Genomic DNA, 12,796 nt, shown 5'->3' with positions numbered 1-12,796 from the left:
GTCCTAGTAGGCAGGATCACAGGCCGGCGTGTTCGCCGGGTCGCAGTCGTTGGAGTCGGCCGGGGTGCAGCCGGCCGTCGGCACGGGCCGCCGGGGGATCCTCGCCGCGGTGTCCGCCCAGGGCTGTCCGCTGAAGACGTTGGCCAGCCCGTCCGTCTTCGCGTTCCCCGTACCGAGGAAGCGGCCCAAGACGCACGGGGTGACCGTGCCGTCCGGCATGACCGCGGCCCGGCCCTTGTCGCACCGGCCGCACAGGTCCGCGGTGCTGGGGACGTGGACCTCGCCCCGGCCGACGCTGCGGACACGGTCGATGTTCACGGTGCGCACGCCGAGCGCGAGCAGCTCGTGGCGGGCCTGCGCGGTGCGCTGCCCGTCGAACACTTTGACGATGCCCACCTGCAGCGCGATGTGCCGGTGCACGGCCTGGACGATGTTCGCACGGGTCGCTGCGTGGGAGCCCCTGTGGCCGGTCACCCGCTCGTGTTCCTCGGCGAGGTCGCTGTAGTAGGACGTCGCCAGGGACACCTTCGGATGCGCGAACAGAACCCAGTGCTCCAGCTTCACGCGGTACAGGTTGCTGTAGACCTGCACGTCGAGCCCAAGGGCGAGGGCTCGGTGCATTAGGGCCTCGAAGTCGGGGTGCATGGTCGGCTCACCGCCGATGAACTGCACCTTCTTCACGCCGATGCTGGCGGCTTCGCTGATGAGGAGCTTCCAGTCGTCGGTGGTCATGCTGCCGTGTCCCTCGGTGGGGCCGGCCTTGGCGTAGCACAGGGACGGACAGGTGAGTTGGCATCTTGCGGTGATCTCCAGCTCGAGGAACTCGGGTACCGCTGTGTGGGTCGGGGACTGGGGACTGATCGTCATGGTGCCTCTCCTTTGGGCGGGTGCTGCTGAGTGCCGTCGCGGGCGGGGCTTGGCCGTCGGGGGAGCACAGTCGGGGCTTGCCTCGCGCCGGTGCCGGTGCCGCCGCCGGGCGCGAAGGTGGGAGCGGCGGTGATTACGGGGGCGAGGGTTCGGCGGTGATGGTGGCGCGTACGGTTTTCCCACCGCACTGGGGTGTGAGGAACCAGCTGAGGTGGGCGCCGTGTTGCCTGACATGCCACAGGCTGCGCCCTGAGCGGCTGTTGACGGCGTCGGTGAAGTGTTCGAAGACGGGGCGTGGGTCGGCGACGTCGATGATGAGTTCGTGGGCTTCGGTGACGCGGAGCCAGGCGCGGATCTCGCGGAGGCGGCCTGTCGTTTCGGGGGTGTGACCGTGCTGGAGGGCGTTGTCGACGAGGTGGCCCAGGACGTCGGTCGCAGCATGGATGTTGCCGGGCCAGTCCAGCACGGTGAGCAGAGTGCGGCCCATGATGCGTGCCATGGTCATCGCGCCGGTGTGGGTGGGCAGCTTCAGGGTGGCTGTGCGTACGACCGGTGCGGTCACCGCTTGGGCCTTCACGTGTGGAACTCCTCTACACCGAAACGAGGGGAGGGGGTCTGGGGGTGGCGCTGGGGAAACGCTTCCGTGTGGCGGTAGCTGGGTGGGGCGGGTCCGTGCAGAGGTGGAGTCGGGGGAACTCCGCGGACCCGCCCCTGTTCACCGGCCGCCTGTCCTTCGCGTGGCCGGCCGGTGAGTCTTTGAGGCCCTGCGCTGCCACGCTCCTGGGCGGTGGGGGCAGCAATGCCTGGATCCCGGGTCGGGACGGCGGCCGTGCCGGCCTGGCTGGCAGGGCTTCAGCGGTGAGCCGCCGGGTCACGGGCCGAACCGTGTGCGGCGTGGTCGGCGAGTTGGTGCAGAAGTTCGGTCATGTCGAGGACGCGGAAGCTGCTGAGGCGTCGGATGAGCTGGGAGGCGAGCAGGGTAGGAACGTTGGGGTGGGCGAAGGGCAGGGCGTGGTCGGGTTGGGCGACGACCCGCACCTGTGCTTGTGCGTCGAGGCCGTAGAGGGTGCCGTGCACGCCGTACAGGGGCGCACTCCGGGCCAGGAAGACCATGGGGTTCTGCTCCAGGTGGGGGCAGAGCGCGGCCGCGGCGCGGGCGTGCTTGGCGCACACCGGCGGCTGGTTGGTGAGGATCTCTGCCCTGATGGGGTCTTCGTCCCGGGGGCCGGTGAGGAAGATGAAGCCGAGCGGAGTGCGGGCGGGCCGTGCGCAGACCTGGCAGTGCAGTGCCTGCATGGTGAGCATCTGCCGGTAGGGATGCATGAGCTTCCACTGCGGGACGCCGGTCGGCATCTGCCGCTCGTCGACGGGGTTGAAGCCGCACCGCGCCCACAGAATGCCGCGCAGGGGCCGGTCCCTGGGGTCCTCGTCGCCGTAGTACAGCCGGGGCCCGGCCGCGTGCCGGTGGATGAGGAGGTTGTCCGGCGCCGCTTCCTCGCCCTCGCGCTGGGTGATGAAGGGGACCAGGCCCTGATCGGACACGGCATGCACGGTGCGGTTCTTCTCTCTCGTTGTGCCAGATGGGAGCGGGGGAGTCCTCATGCCGCCGCCCTGAGACATCCGAGGGCTGTCAGGCGCTCCAGGAGTTCGTTGACGGCCCAGGCCAGCCGCCGCAGTTGGCCCACCGTCGGCACCTGAGCGACGGACCTCCGCTGAGCGCACACGGCTCGGGCCTGCTGGACCAGTCGCTCCGCCTCAAGATCCTCTTGGTCGGCTTCGGAGGCGACGGCGATGTCCGCGAGCCTGGCCAGGTGCCCACTCAGGCGCACCGCAAGGGCAGCGAGCACATCCTGGTGTGGGAGGACGTCGTCCAGTACTGCGCCGACGTCATCGAGGACCGTGTCGCCGTCGTAGGGGGTCCACTGCCGCAGTTTGGCCAGGACGCCGGCCAGCTCTGACGTGCCCAGCGGCGCAGACCATGAGGGGGCGGCTAAGACAGTCACGGCTGTCCCTGCGGGGGAAGCGGCAGGCAGCACCACGTCTCTGCCCCGGCCTCGCTGGTTCCCCAGGTGCCGCCGTTCTCCTTGGCCACGGCGTCGACGAGCAGCAGACCCCGACCGGACTCCGCGATGGGACCGGGGCGCCGGGGTGCGGCGGGAGCCGGCATGCCATCTCGCACCCGCACCCGCAAAGCCCCGTCGGCGACGGTGATGACCAGGCTGATCTCGGTGGTGCCGCTGTGCTGCAGGGCGTTGGCCAGCAACTCAGAGACGATCAACATCACGTCATCCGTCATCGCCTCAAGCCCGCAGTAGCGCAGCCGCGCCGCCGCGATGCGACGCATGATCCCCACCCGCAAAGCGTCCTCGCCGCGTGGGGGCAAACCGCTGGGTGCGGAGACCTTGAAACGTTCACTCATCACGTCTCCGCCACGGGCCGGGAGCGCGCGAGTCTTCTGTGGGGCTGTCGTGGGACGTGGCGTTGCCATCACGGTCATCAGGACCTCTGGGTGCGGTTGTCGTGCGGCCGTACACGAGTGAACGACGCTTTGCCTTCTACGGGCAGGAAAAGTCCGTGCCATGTTTGTCAGACCCATCCGGAAATGTCTCGTTCGTTCCTACTGACAACGGCAACCCATTCATTGGCCACTCTGGGAGACGTGTCCGCGCCGTGATCCGTTACGTCAACTCCCGGGCGCGGCCGCCACCGATGCGGATGGCCGCGCCCGGGAAGATCACGCGCCGGGGACCGAGGGGACTGCAGCTCTGACGGCACCGTCCTCCAAGCAGGCTGTCTCTCCAGTAGCCAGGGCCTGGAGACTGACCAGGAGTCGTCTCCTGCTGGATGGCCATGCCTGGTCAAGGAACTGCAGGGTCGGCATGACGCGCACCGACGCCCGCGGGTCGCGGTATACCAGCCTCGTCACCGCATCGCGTGTCATGGGTGCAGTGGCCACGACGTGGATGATCACCTTCCTGCGTCGCGTCTGGACCCAGTCAACGGTGACTCGCCGCAGCAGCCGCAACTCGCCGGACGGGTCGTTGAGCGTGTGGTAGCCGGCTTCCTTCGGCGTCTGACCGTCGTATACGCCGCCAACGGGGAGCATCAGCATGCCGCTGAGGTCGGCGACAGTGATGCAGTCGGCCCCGACCGGGACCAGTAGGGAGACGCCAATCACTGGCGGCCGCCAGTTCTCGTAGGGGGCGGGAGGGTGGGGCACGGGTGCGAGGGTCGTTGCGGTGGGCATCAGGCCAGGCCGTCCTGCACGGCCGTCACGATTTCGTCGAGGTGCCGGGGCTGGGTGGTACTGGGAATGGGCGCGACGTGGGAGCCCTGAGAGAGAAGCCAGTTCAGCGGCGCGGCGGGCCCGTTGGCGTGGGCCAGGTTGCCAGCGTTAAGCGGTCGGTAGGCCACGTACGGGATGTTGAGGTCGCGGCACATCTCCACGGCCGGGTCATCGCGGTCGGTGGTGTTCAGCACGTTCTGCACCGCGGCGACGGGCCGGTACTTGAGGACGTACCGGATGTCCTCGGGCGTGACCTTCGACAGTCCAATGTGCCCGATCTTCCCCTCGTCCTGCAGGGCGTGCAGCACCGCGATCTGGTCGTCGCGCGAGACTTCGGGGTCGATGCGGTGCAGGTAGCACAGCTCCAGTCGCTCCACCTTCAACCGGCGCAGGCTCGCCTCGACGCAAGCTCGCAGGTAGAACGGGTTGCCGAGCGGCTTCCACTGGCCGGGCCCGGGCCGGACCATGCCGACCTTCGTGGCGATCAGTACATGGTCGGGGTAGGGGTAGAGCGCGTCGCGGACGAGGTGTTCGACGGTGTGTGGTCCGTAGGCGTCGGCGGTGTCGATGTGGCTGACGCCGTGGGTGTGCACGGCCTGGCGCAACACGGTGAGGGCCATGAGGCGGTCATCCGGGTCGCCCCACGTGCCGGGGCCGGTCAGCCGCATGGTGCCGAAGCCGAGTCGCGAGACGGTCTTGCCGGCGATGGTGATGCTGCCAGCGGGCGGAGCGGGGATCATACGAGCCCCTCGTTCAGGCAGCGCTGGACGGCGACGTCGATGGCGTGAGCTTGGTTGTCGGGGTCGCTGGTGACCCGCTGGTGGGGGATGATGTCGTTGGCGAGGAGCCGGTGCACACGGTCGTCGACGAGGCGCCGGAACGCGACGTCGTAATCGTGGCTGGTGTCGACGGGGACGGTCTCGTCGAGCACGGTCGCGAACAGCAGGTCGTACTTGGGGAGCTGTGTGGAGGCCAGGGTCAGCAGCCGTTCGCGTTCGAGCCGGGTCGGGGTCTCGGCCCGGAGCGCCGTCGCGGCCTCGAAGTAGGCGACGGCGTCGTGGGCGGCTCGGTCGATGAGGACGACTTCGGCGCCCTGAGCGGCGGCGTGCGTCTCGTCCAGGATGCCCTGCGCGATGACCCACTCGGTGGACTGGACGGTGTGGTGCTGCATCTTGGGTAGGCCAGCCGCGGCGGCGCGCTTGCCGAGGCGGCCGGTGCGCGCGACGGTGAGGCCGTGGCCGCGCAGCTCCATCTCTATGCGCTTCAGGAGTGTCGTCTTGCCCGTGGAGTGAGTGCCGAGCACCGCGATCCGCAGGGGCTTGGAGGAGGTCACCACAGGGTGGGGTCCTTTTCTGGTTCGGGGGCGCCGGGCAGGCCGGGCGGCACGGCCGCGGCGACCAGCTGGTCCCAGGTGTCGTAGCGGGAGGCCATGGCGATCAGGAGCTGCGCCGTGGCGTAGGCGTCGAAGGTGGCCCGGTGCCGGGCACCGGGCGCCTCGCTCAGGTCGGGTCGTACGTGCTCGATGAGCTTGTCCAGGCTGTATTTGCCGAGTTCGGGGAAGGTGGCCTTCGCCAGACGAAGGGTGTCCAGGACGCCGGCGGGCTCCCAGCCGGGCAGATGCGCGGCCAGCACGCGGTAGTCGGTGTGCGCGTTGTGCGCGCAGATCCACGCGTCGCCCAGGAAGGTGTGCACCTTCCCCGCGATCTCGGTCCATGCGGGCTTGTCGGCCAGGTCGGTGTCGGTCAGACCGTGCACACGGGTGGCGAAGGGGGTGACGGGGCGGTTCGGGCAGGTCAGCCACCAACCCGCGGTGCTCTTGTCGGGGCGTCCGTCCCGGATGGGCAGCGCAGCGACTTCGACGAGGTCGGGCGGGTTGGTGCCGTTGCCTTCGACGTCGACGACGAGCAGCGCGGGCCAGGTGGCGAAGTTCATGCGGTCTTGGGTCCGTCCTCCGCCTCCCAGCCGATGGGGGCCCGGCCGTGCTGGCGGTAGTGGTGGGGCTTGCTCCGGTCGTGGCACTGGTAGCTGAATCCGTGCTGCAGGTAGTAGCGGGGCGGCTCGTCCAGTCCCTCAACGACGATGGCACGGTCGTTGACCGCGATCTCGCCAACAGCCCCGAGCGCACGCGCTTCGTGCACGACGGCGTCCAGCGGCGGCTTAACCCACGCCTTCTTGCACAGGGCGATCTGTTCGGGCGGGCAGATGTCGCACAGCTCCCTGACGCCATAGTGGCCGTTGTAGTCGGCCTCGCCCCAGGCATAGGCCACGCCGCAGCTCGTCTTGCGGAACAGCGTTCCCCACTCGGCTCCACCTGCGGCCTTGTGCAGGTCGAAGGCGTCCAGGATGCGCTGCTCCGCCTGCTCGGGCATGATCTTGCGCCGGGCGGTGTCCTCGTACGGCGTCGGCATGCCGTGGCTCTCGTAGTACGCCTTGATCTCGTCACGGAAGAACAGGCCCGTGAAGACGGTGGCGTGCGCGTGCAGGGACAGCTCGCGGGCCCGCTCGATGTGCTCGTCGGAGTCGTTGAGGCCGGGCACGATCGGCCGCCAGTACAGGACGGTGCGGTAGTTCTCGGCGTGCTCGTACAGCATGCGGAGACTGTCGGCCGCGTACGTGGAGTTGACGGGCTCGATCTCCGGGTGGTCGATGCCGGAGTGGGTGACCAGCACCGTAAGGCGCAGGTTCTTGAAGGAGTTGAGGACGGCGCAGTCCTCGGCGCTCACCCGCCAGCGGGTTATGACGAGGACGTGGTTGGTCAGACCTCGCTCGTCGAGCAGGCGCAGGACCTCGAAGGTGTGGGGTTTGACCACTGGCAGCATCGGGTCGGTGGCCCTGTTGAAGATCTGGATGGGCGTCTTGTACGGCCGGAAGTAGGGGTGGCCGACCATCTGGGCGACGGCGTCTTCGTCGCTCATCAGCGCCCGCGGCGTCTTCATCTCGAAGTTGCCGAACAGGTGCCGAACGCAGTAGCCGCAGTCCAGCGGGCAGCCGACGACGTGGTTCAGCGACAGACCCGACTTGCGGTATTCGATCACGTCGGCGAGGCCGGGGTTGAGGCCGCTGATCTGCTCAGCGTTCAGGAGGGGCAGCGGGCGGCGACGCGGTATCGACGGTGCAGTCACGAGAGACCTCCAGGGCAGAAGAACGGTCAGCGGTCGATGTGCGTGGGCTGCAGGGGAACGCTGGACGACGGAGCCGTGAGCAGTACGCGCCGACGGGCGCCGTACCAGGTGCCGAAGTCGCGGCGGGCCGCGTCCGCGTCGTCGGAGGTGTGCACCAGGTTGTGCACGAGGCGCTTCTGGTCGAGCGCCGCCTTCAGGCTGTCGTTGCCGAGATCGCCGCGGATGGTGCCGACGGCCGCGCGGGTGGGGTCGAAATGCCCGATGAGCTGCCGCAGCCGGCCGTGGATGCCCGGCTCGCCGTACGCGAGGACGGTAGTGACCTGCTTGCCCGCGTACGCGTCGTCCAGATACGCGGGGATGTCCCGGTCGGGGAACCAGTCGGCATCCACCAGCAGGTCCCAGTAGTGCACGTGGGCCTGCCACGGCTGCACGGTGACGTCGATCCGGTTGGCAATCGTGGCGCCCGCGGCCGCGATCCGCTCCAGCACCGAGTCGACCAGGCCCCGCGCCACGGCGTCGGGCTTGCACAGCACGACCGAACAGCGGTCGAAGTCGCTGACATGCAGTCGGCGGCCCGGACCGTACCAAGTGCCGTACTCGCGGCGGGCCCCTTCCGGGTCGTCGGAGGTGTGCACCAGGTTCCGCACGAGCCGGTTCTCCCCGCGGGCAACGGCGAGACTGTCGTCGCCCAGGTCGCCGCGGATCGTCCCGGGCACGGCGCGGGTGGGGTCGGTGTGGCCGATGAGCTGCCGCAGCCGGGCATGGATGCCGGGCTCACCGTGCGCCAGGGCCAGCGTGACGGGCTTGCCCGCGTAAGCGGCGTCGACGTACGCGGGCAGGTCGCGCATATCGCGGCGCCCGGTGTCGGCGAGCAAATCCCGGTAGGTGACGTGGGCTTGCCACGGCTGAGCGATGACGTCCATGCGGTCGCTGACGGTGAAGCCCGCGGACGAAATCATCTCCAGGATGCGCGCGGTCAGCCCGCGCGTCACGGCGTCCGGCTTGCACAGGATGACGGCCCACCGGTCGAAGTCGACCCCGTCCACCACGGCGCCGTTCATGGGCTTGCCCGCGCTCACTGCGCACCGCCGTCGACCGCTGCGGCGCAGGCCGGCCACTTGCGGACCATCAGCCAGCGCAGGCCCGGGTCCAAGGCGTGCAGGAGCGCCAGGTCGACGGCCTTGACCTGGTCGTGCTGAATCTGCCGGTACAGCTCGAACAGCATCACGACCTGCTGCCAGTACGGATGCAGATCGAGACGGTTCTGAATGTGCGCGGCGGTGTACCGCAGCTCGTTGGTGCGCAGCGCCTCTTCGTGGACCAGGAGGCGTTCGAGCGTCGCCGCGGTGGTGTCCTCGGGCATCGCCGGGAACGTGAAGGTGACCGCAGGGCCGGTGGCGGCCTCCTCCAGGACTCGACGGACGCGGTCGGCGTTGTGGTCGTTGACGTGGGCGGAGCCGATCGTGTGGGTGTAGGTACCCAGGCGCAGGCCGAGCTGGATGGCCGCGTACTCCTGGATCATCGTGAAGGAGAACACGTCGGACAGCAGGCCGCAGTCGAGATCGTTCGCCCGCATGTTGCAGACCATGAGCAGGTGGCCGTCGCGCGGCAGCAGGTGGAGGCCGGCCAGGCACGCGACGTCCGGGTTGGCGCGGTCGGCGAGCTCGGACGCCGAGAACACGGGCAGGTAGCCGCGCTTGCTGTCCGGCTCGTTTAGCAGCAGTTCGGCGACGAGGTCAAAGGGGGACTGACCCCTGTCGGCCGGGTGGAAGAGGGTGTAGCCGTACGCGGATCCGCCGAGGTGGACGCCGTCCGCGCTGCTCGCACGCATGGACGGCGCGTAGTAGCCAATCATCTCCAGGTCGCGGCGCCCCGCGAGGTACCAGAGCGCTTCGGCGAACTGGAAGACCGGGTTGGCCTTGCGCTGAGCCAGGTACGGCAGCCGCTGCCGGGGGTCGGGCAGACGGAAGCTGACGCCGAGGATCTCGCGGGCCGCGTTGCCGCGCGCGTCGATCTGGTGCTCGGGTTCCTTCGTAGCGAGCTGCAGTAAGGCGACGTACGCGCCTTCCACGCTGGGAAAGGTCGGTGCGGTGAGCAAGACACCCTCCTGTTCAGGGGACGGTGGTGCGGTGGGTGGTTGGAGCGCCGACGGTCCGGGCGTGAGGGCACCGGGCCGCCGGCGGGTCTCATGCGGTGACCGTGTCCGCGGGGGCGACAGCGGTGTACTCGTCCGCCAGGACCCGGTTGATTGCGCGGTCGACGCGGTCCTTCGCCTCGGACTCCCGGAAGGCACCGAACTCGCGCCAGTACGCGCGGCCGAGCTCGCGTTCCATCAGCCATTTCGCCTGCACCTGCAGCGTGCGATGGTCAAGCAGGCCCGCCCGGAACTCCGAAGAGAGCAGGCTCACCTGCCGGTTGGCTTGTAACGAGGAGTGCGTATTTGCCGCTGGGCGATGTGTCCCGGTCCGGCGCGAACCATGCGGTTCGCAGCTCCTCGTTCGATGCGATCTCGGACAACCATGCCTGGTGCATATCGGTTGCGTGCAGGGCTGGCTTCCTGCGGTGGTATCGCTCGGCTTGCACGATCTGCACGATGCCGACCGCAGCGAGGACGAGGACCGCGCAAGAGGTCTTCGAGACTGTGGGCAAGGCACTCTCCTGGTCTGGAAGGGAAGGGAAGGGAAGAGAAGGGGCGGGCAAGCCGACGGTCCGGGCTAGGGGGAGGCGCCGGACCGCCGGCGGTCTATGCCGTAAGCGCCAGGAGCTTGTCCAGGTTCACGGGCTTGCAGCCGTGGAGGGAGACCACGTCGAGGTGGGCCACCGCCCACAGCAGCTTGAGAGACGTGTACGGCAGGAAGGTCAGTCCTCCGCGCCTGGTGGACGGGCGGGGCGCAAGGGTTGCCGGGTCGTGCAGCATCCCGGCGATGCCCCACGGCTCCGGGCGTTCCACGCGGGCGGCGACAGCACCCTCACGCAGGTGCGGACAGTTCCGCAGTGCCTCCGCGGCGCAGTCCTCATGGATGGGCGGGGAGGCGGTTTGCTCACCTTCGGTGATGGGCCTGCCCTCCCGTTCGGCCAGGAGGTAGAGGTGAGTTCCGTCCGCGCGACCGTAGGTCGCTGCTCCGCAGACCTGACAGAGCTGGCGAACCATGGCCTGCCGCTGGCGCTGCGAGTTGACCCCGGCGAGGATCGGCGTGCCGGCGCCTCGCACCGCACCCATCCGCAACCACAGGATGCCGACGTGTCGGTCGTACAGCCGGTGCTCGTCGACGTACGCGATGCCGCCGCCTCTGTTGAGTGGGCGCCTCTCGAGCCGGGGCTGTTCCCGGATCTCACCGGTCCAGGGCGCGATGTACGGCACCCGCACGCCCTTCCAGGTGAACATGGTCGGGATGGCGGTGCTCATGCGCTCACACCCGCAGGGACGGGCCGGTGCGGGGCAACGATGCGGCCGTCCGGGAGGACCTCGCCGGTGTCGTCGAAGCGGACGACACCGTTGCACAAAAGCACCCAGCCCTGTTCGTCGTGGCGGGCCCCTATGGCGGCCGCATCACGATCGGCCGCGTGCGCGGTGGGGCAGGGGCGTTCGTGCCGACACATGAAGGTTTTCCTTCCGGACGTGCAAGGCGGGTTGGGGGCCTCTTCGGCCGTCCTACGAAGCTGCGGGCGAAAAGCCGGAGGCAGCCGAAGAGAGGGCGTGGGGGTGGCCGGGGGACGTGAGGCCGTAGAAGGCCCGACGCTCGTCATCGTCCGACCACGTGGCTGGGGGGCGGTCGCCCCATTCGACGACGTAGGCGCTGTGAGGGGCGTCATGCCACGTGATGCGCAGATCGGGGAATCCACCGAAGGGCGTCAGGACGTCTCGGACGGCGAGTGCGATGGCAAGGTTGTCGACGCCGAAACATCCGCCGCGCCTGGTCCCGCCCGTTGGCATGGCGAGGAGCGGAATACGGAACACGCGGATGGCGATGCTGGCCGACAGCAGCTCGGGGGCGACGCGGGTGCTGAAGTAGTCGAAGTCGTAGGCCTCGGCCGGCGGCATCACGGTGATGGCTGGCTTCGTTATCGAAGTCAGGAGGGGCACGGGGTTGCCTCCGGCTCGTCGTCGGGCAGAAGGATCTCCAGCAGATCCTCGGCGGCGGAACCCAGTCGTCGGAGGTATCCGAGCGGAGCTCCGGCGGCGTCGGACACCATCGGCTGCGCCTTCACCTGTCGCGCTCGGGCGAGGCGCCGTTCTCGCTCGCGATGGTCGTTGCCGTGCCGCTGCCTCTCGACGGCGTCGACCAGGACGGCGAGGTGGCCGGGCGAGGTGGCGGTGCCCAGGAAACGTTCGATGAGGGCCGGGATTGTCTCCTCGGCCGGGGTGGATTCGTCCCCGACGACGGTCGCGACGTCGTCGAACGCCTTGTCGATGGGAAGGCCTGCGCGGAGCAGCGCGGCGATACGTTGCAGGTCCTCCTCCCGCTGCGTCCAGGACGGTCGGCGCCAGCTCGTGCCGGGTTCGCGAATGGCGATGCGCTCTGTGGCTGTCGCGGCAGGCGGCATGGGGCCGGTTCCTTCGGGGGGTGAGGGAGAAGTCATCGCGCTACCGCCGAAGCGAGGGGGGCGGGCCTGGCGTGCGCGATGAAGCTGAAGTGGTCGGAGAGCCAGCGCAAGGTCTGTTCGTATGGCTCATCCGCGGTCGACACCGCGGACCGGCCTTCGGTCACCACGCCCTGCGCGAAGCCTCCGCGGAGCTGACGGAGGACCTTCGGCCACTCCTCGCGCGTCCACGGCTGCGTGACCGTGGTGGCGTCGACGAAGCGACCGACCACGCGCCACCCACGGTCGTGTGCGTATGTCTCCGCCGCTGCGAGGGCGTGGGCCGGCTCGTCCACCATGGTGTTGGCGTACAGGAGGACCTTGTAGGGGGCTTCCGGGAGCGCGATGGCGGCGTCGAGCGTCGAGCGATAGAGCTGGACGAGACGCGTCTGTCGGTTCGCCGGGATCTTCGACTCTTCGGTGAAGTCCCACCAGGAGTCATTGAGGCGACTGCTCGCAAGGGCTGGCCAGTTGGGGGAGGGGATGCCGTCCAGGTAGGCGGCGAGCCGCTCGGCGAGAGTCTGGGTGGGGGTGGTCATCTGCCCTGCCTCCCGGCCTCCGGCTCGCTGAGGGAAGCGAAGAGTTGTCTGCGGCGACTCCGCTGCAGGGGAAGACGGTGCAGAGTCGGGGCCTCCGGGGACGCGGGGGCCATAGCCGCGTCGGCCAGGGCGAGACGTCGGAAGCGGTCGCTGGCTGTACGGCGAGGGCCGGTCATGACGCGGCCTCCGCCGCCGGGGCCGGGTTGGCCACACAGCGCGGGTAGAGGATCGCGCCGATCTCCTCGTAGAAGGCTTCCATCTGCTCGGCCGTGAGGACGAGCGCCGTGTCTTCGACTCGCTGCGTTCCGCGCATCAGGCTGAGCGGGACGGCGATTCGGCCGGCCTCGGTGTGGTGGAGCGGAGTGCCCTCCGCGCGCTCTACCCGCAGAGTGGGTAGGGAC

General features: G+C 69.2%; 20 protein-coding genes. 1 reads left to right on the top strand and 19 read right to left on the bottom strand.

Going from position 1 to position 12,796, the window contains the following annotated elements:
- Nucleotides 1–3: 3 nt before the first annotated feature.
- From ACGF5T_RS34825 to ACGF5T_RS34810, 4 genes are all read right to left on the bottom strand, one after another.
- Entirely contained in the window at nt 4–867 is an 864-nt protein-coding gene (locus tag ACGF5T_RS34825) for a radical SAM protein (RefSeq protein WP_366768959.1), read from the bottom strand.
- A gap of 133 nt (nt 868–1,000) precedes the next feature.
- Complete coding sequence (locus ACGF5T_RS34820; RefSeq protein WP_366768958.1) at nt 1,001–1,444, bottom strand: ATP-binding protein; 444 nt, start codon at nt 1,442–1,444, stop codon at nt 1,001–1,003.
- Between the two features lie 275 nt (nt 1,445–1,719).
- Nucleotides 1,720–2,409, bottom strand: coding sequence for a hypothetical protein (locus ACGF5T_RS34815; protein WP_366768957.1), 690 nt, complete (start codon nt 2,407–2,409; stop codon nt 1,720–1,722).
- Nucleotides 2,410–2,465: 56 nt separating this feature from the next.
- Nucleotides 2,466–2,714: a DUF6415 family natural product biosynthesis protein gene (locus tag ACGF5T_RS34810; protein WP_366768977.1), complete on the bottom strand. Its 249-nt coding sequence runs from the start codon at nt 2,712–2,714 to the stop codon at nt 2,466–2,468.
- On the opposite strand from ACGF5T_RS34810, the gene ACGF5T_RS34805 reads away from it, so the two are divergent.
- A complete protein-coding gene (locus ACGF5T_RS34805) occupies nt 2,679–2,825 on the top strand; it encodes a hypothetical protein (RefSeq protein ID WP_392890274.1) in 147 nt (48 codons plus the stop codon). The genes ACGF5T_RS34810 and ACGF5T_RS34805 overlap by 36 nt on opposite strands.
- Nucleotides 2,826–2,866: 41 nt before the next feature.
- On the opposite strand, the gene ACGF5T_RS34800 is transcribed toward ACGF5T_RS34805, so the two are convergent.
- The 15 genes from ACGF5T_RS34800 to ACGF5T_RS34730 form a co-directional block, all read right to left on the bottom strand.
- Nucleotides 2,867–3,286 carry an ATP-binding protein gene (locus ACGF5T_RS34800; protein WP_366768955.1) on the bottom strand — a complete coding sequence of 140 codons (420 nt, stop codon included), beginning with the start codon at nt 3,284–3,286 and terminating at the stop codon, nt 2,867–2,869.
- Nucleotides 3,287–3,601: 315 nt separating this feature from the next.
- Nucleotides 3,602–4,114, bottom strand: a complete 513-nt coding sequence (locus ACGF5T_RS34795; protein WP_366768954.1) for a hypothetical protein — start codon at nt 4,112–4,114, stop codon at nt 3,602–3,604.
- Nucleotides 4,114–4,893 (bottom strand): aldo/keto reductase, encoded by a 780-nt coding sequence (locus ACGF5T_RS34790; RefSeq protein ID WP_366768953.1) that lies wholly within the window; start codon nt 4,891–4,893, stop codon nt 4,114–4,116. Before ACGF5T_RS34790 ends, ACGF5T_RS34795 begins: the two co-directional genes overlap by 1 nt.
- Nucleotides 4,890–5,486, bottom strand: coding sequence for an AAA family ATPase (locus tag ACGF5T_RS34785; RefSeq protein WP_366768952.1), 597 nt, complete (start codon nt 5,484–5,486; stop codon nt 4,890–4,892). The genes ACGF5T_RS34790 and ACGF5T_RS34785 overlap by 4 nt, the downstream gene beginning before the upstream one ends.
- On the bottom strand, nt 5,483–6,085 hold the full coding sequence (locus ACGF5T_RS34780) for a 3'-5' exonuclease (RefSeq protein ID WP_366768951.1): 603 nt from the start codon (nt 6,083–6,085) through the stop codon (nt 5,483–5,485). The genes ACGF5T_RS34785 and ACGF5T_RS34780 overlap by 4 nt, the downstream gene beginning before the upstream one ends.
- Entirely contained in the window at nt 6,082–7,275 is a 1,194-nt protein-coding gene (locus ACGF5T_RS34775; protein ID WP_366768950.1) for a radical SAM protein, read from the bottom strand. The genes ACGF5T_RS34780 and ACGF5T_RS34775 overlap by 4 nt, the downstream gene beginning before the upstream one ends.
- 26 nt (nt 7,276–7,301) lie before the next feature.
- Nucleotides 7,302–8,354, bottom strand: coding sequence for a nucleoside-diphosphate kinase (locus tag ACGF5T_RS34770; RefSeq protein ID WP_366768948.1), 1,053 nt, complete (start codon nt 8,352–8,354; stop codon nt 7,302–7,304).
- On the bottom strand, nt 8,351–9,373 hold the full coding sequence (locus tag ACGF5T_RS34765; RefSeq protein WP_366768947.1) for a thymidylate synthase: 1,023 nt from the start codon (nt 9,371–9,373) through the stop codon (nt 8,351–8,353). Before ACGF5T_RS34765 ends, ACGF5T_RS34770 begins: the two co-directional genes overlap by 4 nt.
- 88 nt (nt 9,374–9,461) lie before the next feature.
- Nucleotides 9,462–9,929 carry a DUF6082 family protein gene (locus tag ACGF5T_RS34760; protein WP_366768946.1) on the bottom strand — a complete coding sequence of 156 codons (468 nt, stop codon included), beginning with the start codon at nt 9,927–9,929 and terminating at the stop codon, nt 9,462–9,464.
- A gap of 89 nt (nt 9,930–10,018) precedes the next feature.
- The gene (locus ACGF5T_RS34755) at nt 10,019–10,681 is read right to left on the bottom strand and encodes a hypothetical protein (RefSeq protein ID WP_366768945.1); all 663 of its coding nucleotides are present in this window, start codon (nt 10,679–10,681) and stop codon (nt 10,019–10,021) included.
- Complete coding sequence (locus tag ACGF5T_RS34750; RefSeq protein ID WP_366768944.1) at nt 10,678–10,875, bottom strand: DUF5999 family protein; 198 nt, start codon at nt 10,873–10,875, stop codon at nt 10,678–10,680. The genes ACGF5T_RS34755 and ACGF5T_RS34750 overlap by 4 nt, the downstream gene beginning before the upstream one ends.
- A 52-nt stretch (nt 10,876–10,927) precedes the next feature.
- Nucleotides 10,928–11,359 carry a DUF6302 family protein gene (locus tag ACGF5T_RS34745; RefSeq protein WP_366768943.1) on the bottom strand — a complete coding sequence of 144 codons (432 nt, stop codon included), beginning with the start codon at nt 11,357–11,359 and terminating at the stop codon, nt 10,928–10,930.
- Nucleotides 11,347–11,820: a DUF6415 family natural product biosynthesis protein gene (locus ACGF5T_RS34740; protein WP_366768942.1), complete on the bottom strand. Its 474-nt coding sequence runs from the start codon at nt 11,818–11,820 to the stop codon at nt 11,347–11,349. Before ACGF5T_RS34740 ends, ACGF5T_RS34745 begins: the two co-directional genes overlap by 13 nt.
- Before the next feature lie 32 nt (nt 11,821–11,852).
- Entirely contained in the window at nt 11,853–12,395 is a 543-nt protein-coding gene (locus ACGF5T_RS34735) for a hypothetical protein (RefSeq protein WP_366768941.1), read from the bottom strand.
- A gap of 172 nt (nt 12,396–12,567) precedes the next feature.
- Complete coding sequence (locus ACGF5T_RS34730; RefSeq protein WP_366768940.1) at nt 12,568–12,708, bottom strand: hypothetical protein; 141 nt, start codon at nt 12,706–12,708, stop codon at nt 12,568–12,570.
- Nucleotides 12,709–12,796: the final 88 nt, after the last annotated feature.

The organism is Streptomyces sp. NPDC047853 (assembly GCF_043204535.1).
Classification (GTDB): Bacteria; Actinomycetota; Actinomycetes; order Streptomycetales; family Streptomycetaceae; genus Streptomyces.
Note: the sequence above shows the minus strand (reverse complement) of the source record. Positions and strands in the feature narration are given on the sequence as shown.

Coding starts and splice junctions, on each gene's coding strand:
- ACGF5T_RS34790 (WP_366768953.1), bottom strand. CDS start 4,893: ATGATCCCCGCTCCGCCCGCTGGCAGCATCACCATCGCCGGCAAGACC.
- ACGF5T_RS34735 (WP_366768941.1), bottom strand. CDS start 12,395: ATGACCACCCCCACCCAGACTCTCGCCGAGCGGCTCGCCGCCTACCTG.
- ACGF5T_RS34730 (WP_366768940.1), bottom strand. CDS start 12,708: ATGCGCGGAACGCAGCGAGTCGAAGACACGGCGCTCGTCCTCACGGCC.
- ACGF5T_RS34780 (WP_366768951.1), bottom strand. CDS start 6,085: ATGAACTTCGCCACCTGGCCCGCGCTGCTCGTCGTCGACGTCGAAGGC.
- ACGF5T_RS34750 (WP_366768944.1), bottom strand. CDS start 10,875: ATGTGTCGGCACGAACGCCCCTGCCCCACCGCGCACGCGGCCGATCGT.
- ACGF5T_RS34800 (WP_366768955.1), bottom strand. CDS start 3,286: ATGAGTGAACGTTTCAAGGTCTCCGCACCCAGCGGTTTGCCCCCACGC.
- ACGF5T_RS34795 (WP_366768954.1), bottom strand. CDS start 4,114: ATGCCCACCGCAACGACCCTCGCACCCGTGCCCCACCCTCCCGCCCCC.
- ACGF5T_RS34740 (WP_366768942.1), bottom strand. CDS start 11,820: ATGCCGCCTGCCGCGACAGCCACAGAGCGCATCGCCATTCGCGAACCC.
- ACGF5T_RS34755 (WP_366768945.1), bottom strand. CDS start 10,681: ATGAGCACCGCCATCCCGACCATGTTCACCTGGAAGGGCGTGCGGGTG.
- ACGF5T_RS34825 (WP_366768959.1), bottom strand. CDS start 867: ATGACGATCAGTCCCCAGTCCCCGACCCACACAGCGGTACCCGAGTTC.